The organism is Halovivax sp., from assembly GCA_007119345.1.
Lineage (GTDB): Archaea > Halobacteriota > Halobacteria > Halobacteriales > Natrialbaceae > Halovivax.
This window is the reverse complement of the sequence record SKPV01000172.1, coordinates 1-10,079: the sequence shown is the minus strand read 5'-3', so window position 1 is coordinate 10,079 and position 10,079 is coordinate 1. Positions and strand designations below refer to the sequence as shown.

Here is a 10,079-nt window from a genome sequence, read left to right as displayed (position 1 = left end):
GCGTACGCGCCCTCGGCCGTCCACAGCTCGTCACCATCCTCGCCGTCTAGCGCGAACAGGTTTCCGTCGGTCGTACTGTAGACGACACCGTCTTCCACAGTCGGCTGTCCTGCACTGTCCTCGAAGTGCCACAGGAGTTCGCCCTCGCCGGCGCGTGCCTCGGCGCGACCCACTCCGACTACCGTCGCAATGCCGGCCCCGGCAGCGACCAGTGCACCGCGACGCGTCAACCCGCTCGGTCGTGAATACTGATTCGTCTGCATCGCTGGGGGAGAGACGATTCAGGGGAATCAAGCCACCGTCCGGCACACTGTGTCATCGAGTGAATTGGGCGTCCTCGAGTGAAGCGAGCGACCCCGTCTGGACCGCTCGTGCACGAGGCGAGCGACGGAGAAACCGAGACGCCGATTACGTCGCGTCTCGAGGGCGACTGTTCCGAGCCGGTCCGGATCCGGAATCGGGCAGCTACCCGCCGGCAGTCGTACGACACCTCCGCGTCTCGCCCGTCCAGACGCAACTCGCGAGTGAGTCGACACCTCTGGCCCACAAACATACGTAATAGGGCGAAAAATCACTCACGAAGACAATGACCGATGCCGACGAGATCGAGCAGCTGAAGACGCTCATCGAGCGACGGGAGGTGCTCGAGCGGCTCTGCCGGTCGTCGGTCCGCATCGGCGACCTCGTCGACGAGGTCGGGACGTCGCGTTCGACGGTCAATCGGGCCGTCGGGGATCTCGAGGCGCTCGGGCTCGTCGAGCGTGGCGAGGACGGCGTCGCGATCACGACGGCCGGGCGACTGGCACTCGATCACCTCGCCGACACCCGCTCCGGGTTCGACGACGTCCTCCGCGCCGAGGCCGTGGTCGATCCGATTCCCGACTCCGCGCCGGTCGACCCGGCGATGGTCGTCGGTGCCGAACCCGTTTCGCCGACCGAATCGGTCGCCTACCGACCGCTCGAGCGACTGTACGACGCGCTGGCCGACGCCGACCGCTACCGGGCGCTCGTTCCCACGGTGCCGGATCCCCGTCTCGTGCAGCTCCTGTACGAACGCGTCGTGGCCGACGGCACGTCCGCCGAACTCGTCGTGACCGAGGAGGTGTTCGAGACACTCCGCCGCGAGTTCCCCCGTCGAGCGGAGGCGCTCGCCCAGGCGGACGGATTCAGTATGCTCGTCGGGCCCGTTCCACCGTATCACCTCGCGGCGGTCAACCGCGAGTCCGCGCGTTCGAACGGGTCGACGGTCCACCTGGTCGTGCTCGCCGAACACGGAGGAGTCCACGGCAGCCTCGTCAATGACGCCGACGCTGCGATCGGCTGGGCGACCGCGCAGTTCGAGGCACATCGCGCCAGGGCGACCGACCGGACGGACGAGCTGATACGGGATGCTGACAGCCCCATCGGGCGCGAGATCCAGGACGGCGGAACGACGGGGATCGTCCGAACGCTCCCCGTCTCGCTCGAACGAGAGGGGTTCGTCCAACTGGACCTCGCGTACTTCGTCGACGAGCCGGTCGCCGATCCGGAGACGGCCTGGCGCGCCGGCCTCTCGCCCGCCGAAGTCCACGTCGGCTACGCCATCGAACGGCACGGGTCGGACGGGTCCGGGCGGGACGGGCGTGAGGGTGACGCGCGAGCGGAGGCTGAAGTCGGCGAGCGAGCGACCCCCGCGGACGATCGAGGGGAGTCGAACGGCGTGGATCGGGAGGCCGGTCGACGAGATCGCGACTCGGGGGCCGAGGGGTCGTCTCTCGCCGCGGCGCTCGCGGCGGACCTGGCGGCGGGCCGGAACCGCATCCTGCTCGGGCCGGCGGGTTCGGGCAAGAGCACGATCTGCAAACAGGTGGCCTGTCGCTGGTACGAGGCCGGCCGTGGCCCCGTCCTCTACCGCGAGGGAGACAGCGGCCGGCCGTTCGAGAGCGTAGACGATCTCGTCGCGTTCGCGAGTGGCGCCGATGGGCACGCGCTCGTCGTCGTCGAGGACGCCGTTCGACCGGCCGCGAACGCGATCTTCGAGGCGATCGATCGACTCGCCGAACGGACCGACGTGAGCGTGCTGCTCGACGCCCGCGATTCCGAGTGGGGGACATTCTCGGACGCGACGGCGGGGCGAACCGATCTCGAACCGATTTACGCCCCGTCGTTCACGCGCGCCGACTGCGCGGCGCTGCTCGACCGCTTCGAGAAAACCGTGGGGCGGAGGATCGACGTCACCCCCGAGCGGCTCTGGGCTGCGGTCCGCGACGAGGCGGCCGAAGACGCCGTCGCGAGTACCGAGCTGCCGCGAGTGATCCACCGTCTGTCCACCTACGCCGACCCGCTCGATCGGGAGGCGACCGCGCTCGAAGTGGCGGTCGCCTCCGTTTACGAGTCGATCGCGGACGACGAGCTAGCGGTGTCGGTCTGCACGCTCGCGAACGCACTCACCGTCGCCGGCGTCGGCGTCGATCGAGCCACGCTCTACGCGGTCGCCGGTCCAGCCTCGTTCGACGAGGTCGACGAGGCGATCGAGCGCCTCACCGGGCGGGTCCTCTTCCCGCGCGAAGACGGGTCCTTCCGGACGCTTCACGAGGAGTGGGCGACGGCGTTCCTGGCTCGGCTACTGGAGCTCGAAGGCGAGGCGGGTGCCGCGAAGCGGTTCGGAACGACCGTCAGCGTCGCCCTCGCGCTGGCCGACGAGCCGGAACGCCGTCACCGCATCGAACGGCACCTCGGGGAGGACCGAGTGCGCGCGGCCCCGCTCGACGACCCGGCGTCGTGGGCCGATGACGTCGCGGAGGCGATTCACGTCGTCGCGCGGAACCGCTCGCAGTTCGCGCCGCTGTTCGGCGACGGCGAACGCGACAGCATCCAGGTGCCCGCGGCGTGTTCGGGCGCCGTCCGCACGCAGCTGCCGATCTGGCTCGGCGAGCTGTTCCTCGCGGGCGGCTACTACGATCGGGCCGAACGAGCCTTCGTGCGGGCATCGGCGGCGGCCGAAACGGCCCCCGAGGGCTCGCTCGGGCTCGCCCGCGTGGCGATCAACCGCGGCGCGTACGACGACGCGACCGCGGCCTGCCGGGAGTGTCTGATGGCCATCGACGGCGAGGGGGCGGGAGACGGTGCATCAGCGATTCGTGGCCGTGCCGAGATGGCCCTCGGCGAAGCGCTGAGCGAGCGCGGCGAGTACGCCGAGGCCGACAGTCACTACCAGGTCGCCCTCGATGACTTTCGCGCCGCGGGGTTCCGGCGGGGCACGGCCGACGTGAACCATCGGCTCGGACGGGTCGCCTACGAGACGGGTGATTACGATCGCACGCGCGAATTCTACGAACGCAGCCTCGAGATCCGCCGCGAGATCGGCGATCGCCGCGGCGAGGCGGAGACGCTCAACGAACTCGGCAACGTCGCCAGGCAGATGAGTCAGTACGATCGTGCCCGCGAGTACGGCGAACGGAGTCTCGAGATTCGTCGTGTACTCGGCGACCGTCGCGGGGAGGCGATCACGCTCAACAGTCTCGGAAACGTCGCGGTGATCGCGGGGAGCTACGAGCGCGCCAGCGAGCTGTACGGTCGCAGCCTCGAGATCCGCCGCGAGATCGGCGACCGTGCCGGCGAGGGTGACGCACTCGCTAACCTCGGCGAGGTGGAACGACTGCGTGGCGACACGGAGCTCGCGGTCGAGTGCTACGAACGCAGCCTCGAGATTCGCCGAGAAATCGGCGATCGCCGCGGTCAGGTGCAGGTTCTCAACAATCTGGGAATCGTCGCGGCAACTCGAGGGGAGTACGACCGAGCGGGCGACCTGTTCGAACGAATAGTCGACCTTCACCGCGAACTCGGTAATCGCCACGGCGAGGGCACGGGCCTCAACAACCTGGGCGAACTCGAACGCCTGCGGGGACGCTACGATCGGGCAGCAGAGCTCTTCGAACGAAGTCTCGAGATCAGCCGTGAAATCGGCGATCGTCGCGGCGAGTACACCTGCCTCAACAACCTCGGCGAGGTCGAACTGCGACGAGGCGAGTTCGATCGAGCCGCCGATCACCTCGAGGAGAGTCTCGACGGTAAACGATCGCTCGAGACGGCCGACGACGTCGCTATGGTCCGCAACAACCTCGGCGCGCTCTCACTCCGGCGAGGATCGGACGGCCGCGCCCGCGAGCACCTCGACCGGGCCGTCGAGGAGGCGACCGAGTGTGACGACGCCGAGCAGCTCGCGCGGAGTTTGCGCTTGCTCGCCGAGATCGATATCCGCGAGGAGGCGTACGAGCGGGCACACGACCGGCTCGAAGAGGGTCTCGCCGCGGCAGAGACGGCGGATAGTCCGGTCGCCCAGAGGTGTCGACTGACTCGCGGCAGCCTGGCGCTCGCGCGGGGCGAACTCGACTCGGCGCGGGAGGACGCTACCGCCGCCAGGGACCGCTTCGCCGCCGAGGGAGACGCCTACTGGCTGGCGCGCAGCGACCGGCTGCTCGGCCAGATCGCTGCGAACGGCGGCGAGTATGGGAGCGCCCGCGATCGCTTCTCCGACGCCGTCGACGACTTCGCGTCCGTCGGGGCGACTGAGGACGCGCTCGAGACGATCAGGGAGGTCCTCGACGCGGGCGGTGAGCAGACGCTCGAGGCCGACGTCGGCGACGGGGCCACTGACTTCGACCTCGACGGATGGTATCAGTTGGCGAGGGGGCTGGTGGCGGACGCCTCGGCGGAGGTTGCGGATCGACACGCGGAATGGCTCTCGACCGCACAGTGACCCTCGAGAACCCCGTCCACCGAGTCGGTTTCGCCCAGAGCGTATAAGCCAGTCGACGGTCGTTCTCAGTCCAGAAATGGGCGAGCCGAAACGGGTCGAGGAGGTTAGCGCGCTGATCGACAGGCGAGACGTGCTCGAACGGCTCGGTCGGGACCCCGCCCACGTTCGCGACCTCGTCGATGAGACAGATCACTCCAGGCGAACCGTCAGCCGGGCCCTCGGCGCGCTCGAAGCCCAGAACTTCGTCGAACGCGGCGACGGCGGGATCACCCTCACGACGGCCGGCCGGCTCGCCCACCGCCGGTTCGAGGACTTTCTCACCGAGCTCGACGAGGTCCTCACGGCCGAGGAGGTGCTGGCTCCGCTCCCGGCGTCGAGCGGCGTCGAGCCGGAGGCGATCGTCGGGGGCGAGGCTGTTCTCGCGACCGAGTCGGCGCCGTATCGGCCGCTCGAACGACTGCTGGCCGACCTGCTCGACGCCGGCCGCTATCGTGCGGTCCTCCCGAGCCTCGACAGTCCACGCCTGATTCGCCTCCTCTACGAACGCGTCGTCACCGACGACCGGCCCGCCGAGCTCGTCGTCTCGGAGGACGTCTTCGAGACGCTTCACGAGGAGTTTCCACGCCGGGCCGTCGGGATGGCCGACACGGATGGATGTTCCGTGTCGGTCGGTCCCACTCCGCCGTTCGGGCTCTGGTTGATCGACCGGACGGTCGACGACGAACCGTGCCGGTCCGCGACCACCGTCCACCTCGTCGTCCTCACGGCTCGCGGGACGATCCACGGGAGCATCGTCACCGACGCCGAACCCGCCGTCCGCTGGGCCGAAGATCGCTTCGAGGAGTGTCGTCGCGACGCCACCGATCGCACGGGCGCCCTGGTAGACGGTCCAGAGGGTGACGTCCAGCGCGGGGGCGACCGAGCGGGAGGAAGCGACGAGTGATCTCGGGCTAGGCGCACGTCTGGCGGTTCCGGTGATGCGGTCGCGCGGCCCTGCGGGTGTCGAGCTGACCGCCGCCGGTTTCAACACGCCTTTGTGCCGGCGCGGTCACCCGTGTGTATGACACTCGAGGGCGAACGCGACGGCGACGTCGTCCGCGTCGGTGGCGACGCCCGCCAGCGGTTTCACGACTCCCGCGGCTACGGCTACCCCACCTCGGGCAACGAGATCGCACTCGCCCCAATCGAAGCCGCCCACCTGCTGTTTCACGGCGGGCTCTCGGCGGTTCGAGTCCGCGACGAGGGGCTGGGATTTCGGGAGTTCGTCGCCAGGGAGGCCGACGAGACGTTCGCGACCCGGTTTCTGGTCTACGCCGACCTTCGGTCACGAGGGTTCTACCTCTCCCCAGCGCGAGAACCCTGGGTGGCGGAGCCACCCGACGGAACCGTCGACTTCGTCGTCTTTCCGCGCGGCAAAGGGCCAGGGGACGGCGAGGTCGCCTACGACCTTCGAGTGGTCGGCGAGCGGACCGACCTGCCGGCGGCCGACCTGGAGCCGGGCACGCTCGCCGTCGTCGACGAGGAGAGCGAGATAACCTACTTCGAGATCGACGAGCCCGAGGTGAAGGGCACGAGCGTCCGCGAGCTCCCCGCGAGCGTCGACGCCGACCTGCTGGCCGACCGCGTCGTCTGCTGGGAGCCCCCGGAGAGCCTCTACGAGCGGACCTTTTACGGCCAGCCGCTCGAGGGCCGGGAGTACGACCGACCGACGTTACAGTGTTCGCTCGTCGAGGCAACCTACCTCGCCGAGCGCGACGCAATCGCACTCGACCCCGACACGGTCCGCACCCGCGGCCGCGACGTCGAAGGTGAGCGATTCGACCGCCGGCTCCGGGTGTACGCGGAGCTGCGCGACCGGGGCGTCGTCCCGAAGACGGGCTACAAGTTCGGCGCGGACTTTCGGACCTACAGCGACGTCGACAGCGTCGAGAGCCTCGGCCACTCCGAACTGCTGGTGCGAGTGCTAACCCAGTCGCACGTCTTCGAGCCGCGCGATCTCGCCCTCGACGTCCGACTGGCTCACGGCGTCCGGAAGACGATGGTGTTCGCGCTGGTCGGCGATGCCACCGACACAATCGAGTTCCGGTCGATCGAGCGACTGACGCCGTGAAGCGACGGCAGCGTCGAGCACGAACAGGTCGACCGACGCACCGGCTCTGGTCGACTGCATCGTCGACCGTCTCCGGCCCGAGCCGACTGGAATGGGGGCCGCCGCTGGACCGAGCCGACCGGATCGTCGACCGCCAACCGACCGGCTGAACGATACCGACCCTTTTAGCCCGTCGGCCGTCTAGATTCTGGTCAATGGGCAACGAGTACGGGCTGATCGATCCCGACTCCACGGCGACGCCGGGTGACGAGTGGGAGGAGATCGACGTCTCCGACACGGAGGCCGACCGGATCGCCCGCGAGCGCGACCGGGAGTTCAGTCAGTTTCGCGAGCGGATCACAGACGCCGACCAGTTCAAAGTCGAGCAGTCGGTGTTCGACGACGCCACCTTCGCCGCGCTCTACAAACTCGTCCAGGACGGCCACGTCGACGCCTTCGGCGGCCCGATCTCGACGGGCAAGGAGGCGAACGTCTACCTCGCGCTCGGGCCCGATGAGACGGAGGTCGCGGTCAAAGTCTACCGCATCAACGCCTCGAACTTCCGGCAGATGCGCGATTACCTCGAAGGCGATCCCCGCTTCGAGGGGCTAGGCGGAAAGAAAAAAGACGTCGTCCTCGCCTGGACCAAAAAGGAGTTCGCCAACCTCCGGCGTGCGAAGAACGCGGGTGTCAGGGTTCCCGAGCCGATCGCCACCGAACGAAACGTGCTCGTGATGGAGTACATCGGCGACGAGGACGGCCGGGCAAAGCGCCTCGGCGAGCTCCACGTCGAGAATCCGGAAACCGCCTACGAGGTGCTCCGCGAGTACATGCGCAGACTGTACGCCGCGGGGCTCGTCCACGGCGACCTCAGCGAGTACAACGTCGTCTTCGACGACGGCCAGCTCGTGGTGTTGGATCTCGGCCAGTCGGTGACCGTCCACCACCCCAACAGCCGCGGCTTCCTGGAACGGGACTGTCGCAACGTCGCTGCGTTCTTCCGTCGACAGGGCCTCGAGATTACGGACGACGAACTGCTCACGTTCGTCACCGAGCCCGAACCGGATCCGTCGCGGGAGTGAGGGGCAGTCGACTCAGGCTACCGTAGCGACCCCGGCCCCGGCAACCGACACACAGCCACATCTCCTCCAGATGTCCCGCCGGACGCAGGTCAACGATGCGGTCCAGACGGCCAAACGTGCGTTTCACCTTGCCGAAAACACTTTTCAGTCTCCCTCGACGTCACTACCATGAAGCGACGGACGCTCCTCGCGGCGGTGGGACCCGGCCTGGCGCTTGGCGCCGGCTGTCTCGACGGCGAGGCGACGCTGGCGGAAGAGGGTGCAGGTGGCAACGGGACGGGAGACGACGATGCAGGTGGCGACGGGACGGGAGACGATGATGGTGGCACCGACACCTCCGTCGCGGGCTGTCCGGAAACGGACGTGACGCCGCCCTATCCAGCGGATCGCGACGCCGTCGAATCGTTCGTCGAGGAGTTCGAGAAAGCGTACATCGAGGACGTCGAGGACTACACTGGCCTGGACCGAGTCGGTGTGACCCTCGAGGCAGTCGCGACCTCCCACGGCGCCGCCCGGGCCGACGCTCACGTGTTCTTCGATATGAGCGGCCGGGACTGGGAGGCGACGGTGAGCCCGTTCGAGACGCCCACGTCCGACGAGGACGTCGAGGATCTCGAACGCGTGTCGTCAGCGGAGGAACCGATCGCCGACAGCGAGGAGACGCTGGACGCACTCGACCGGGTCGTCGAAACCGGCCGTGAGCGCTCGTTTCGATCCGAACAGGTCGTCGAAGCGCTCGTGGCGGTCGCCGGGGGCGACGAGTTCGTCGTCGACCACGAGGGGACGTCACTGTTCGTCGAGAACCGATCGGCTCAGTGGCTCGGCCACGGCGAAACGTTCGTCGCCTACCGTATCAGCTGGGATGGGACGTCCCGAACCGAAATCGAGCCGGAGGTGTGGCAAAAACGGGACGACGAGACTCCGATCGAACTCGACGACGAGCGCTGGACCGAACTCGGTTGCTGGTGAGTTGGCCCCTGAATCCGCTCACTGCGGTGGGTTGGCGATAGAACTCGACTGCTGGTGAGTTGGCGGCCCACACGAGTGGGGTCGAGCGCGAAATCGCGTCGCGGCCGAGCACCGATTCGCGAAACGTTTTTGACTCGATATCCACAATTACGTCCAATGACGTCGGCTCTCGCGTGGCGCTGGAGTTCGCCCTCGAGAGCGGACAGTTCCGTCGTCGCGCGCGTCGCGGCCTAAACCGGTGGGCGTGGCGACGGACGCTCCCTTCGTTCTCTCGCGTACCGCCCGTCAGTATCACCCATCAGACCAGAACACGCATGACACGACCCACCGACTCCGACGTATCGAACGCAGACATCACCGCGAGCGTCGAGTCCGTCGATCAGGACACCGACGCAGCCGACGCACGGCAAGCCGAGGATGCCAACGACCCACAGCGGGCCGAGTACACCAACGCGCAGGGGCAAACGGACGGTGCCGACGGCGAATTCACGGTCACGCCGTCCGCCGTCGAGGGGGAGATCGACTACGAGAAGCTCCTCGAGGACTTCGGCGCCGATCGGCTCACCGACGACCAGATCGCCCGACTGCCCGACCACCCGGCGATCCGCCGGCGAACGTTCTACGCCGGTCGCGACGTCGACCGCTATCTGGCGGCGGTCGAGGCGGGCGACGACCACGCGATCGTCACCGGCATCGGTCCCTCGGGACCGCTTCACCTGGGTCACCTCCTCCCGCTCTATCTCGCGAGACGATTCCAGAAGGCGACCGGGGCGACGGTCTACCTGCCGTTTTCTGACGACGAGAAGTTCCTCGCGAAAGACCAGTCGTTCGCCGAGATCGGTACCCACACCCGCGAGAACCTCCGGGACGTGCTCGCGATCGGCTTCGACCCGGACCGGACGCGGATCCTGATCGACACGGCCGACGCGGACCTCCTCTATCCGATCGCCGTCCGGCTGGCGGATCACCTGACGCCGGCGACCGTCGAGGCCGTCTACGGCGACCAGGAGAACGTCGGCCTCGCGTTCTACCCGGCGATGCAAGCAGCCCACCTCCTGCTTCCCCAGTTCGTCGATGGCCGCCAGCCCACGCTGGTGCCGATCGCCGTCGACCAGGATCCCCACGTCCGGCTCTGTCGTGACGTTGCGACGAAGGAGGCTCTTCCCGTCGACAAGCCGGGGGCGCTGCTCGGCCGGTTCCT

The 10,079-nt window shown here is 68.2% G+C and carries 6 protein-coding genes and 1 pseudogene; 6 read left to right on the top strand and 1 reads right to left on the bottom strand.

Annotated elements, in window-relative coordinates:
- Positions 1 to 263: PQQ-binding-like beta-propeller repeat protein (locus QZT59_RS19230; RefSeq protein WP_394348652.1), on the bottom strand; the 263-nt coding region annotated here is incomplete at its 3' end.
- Between the two features lie 323 nt (positions 264 to 586).
- Here QZT59_RS19230 and QZT59_RS11625 point away from each other — a divergent pair.
- From QZT59_RS11625 to QZT59_RS11600, 6 genes and pseudogenes are all read left to right on the top strand, one after another.
- Positions 587 to 4,738 carry a tetratricopeptide repeat protein gene (locus QZT59_RS11625; protein ID WP_290816138.1) on the top strand — a complete coding sequence of 1,384 codons (4,152 nt, stop codon included), beginning with the start codon at positions 587 to 589 and terminating at the stop codon, positions 4,736 to 4,738.
- A 76-nt stretch (positions 4,739 to 4,814) separates the two neighbouring features.
- Positions 4,815 to 5,681, top strand: a complete 867-nt coding sequence (locus QZT59_RS11620; RefSeq protein ID WP_290816135.1) for a winged helix-turn-helix domain-containing protein — start codon at positions 4,815 to 4,817, stop codon at positions 5,679 to 5,681.
- A 117-nt stretch (positions 5,682 to 5,798) separates the two neighbouring features.
- On the top strand, positions 5,799 to 6,848 hold the full coding sequence (gene endA / locus QZT59_RS11615; RefSeq protein WP_290816132.1) for a tRNA-intron lyase: 1,050 nt from the start codon (positions 5,799 to 5,801) through the stop codon (positions 6,846 to 6,848).
- Between the two features lie 194 nt (positions 6,849 to 7,042).
- Positions 7,043 to 7,909, top strand: a complete 867-nt coding sequence (gene rio1 / locus QZT59_RS11610; protein WP_290816129.1) for a serine/threonine-protein kinase Rio1 — start codon at positions 7,043 to 7,045, stop codon at positions 7,907 to 7,909.
- A gap of 168 nt (positions 7,910 to 8,077) precedes the next feature.
- Positions 8,078 to 8,878 (top strand): hypothetical protein, encoded by an 801-nt coding sequence (locus tag QZT59_RS11605; protein WP_290816125.1) that lies wholly within the window; start codon positions 8,078 to 8,080, stop codon positions 8,876 to 8,878.
- 314 nt (positions 8,879 to 9,192) lie between these two features.
- Positions 9,193 to 10,079, top strand: a pseudogene (locus tag QZT59_RS11600) (tryptophan--tRNA ligase); the annotation flags it as partial.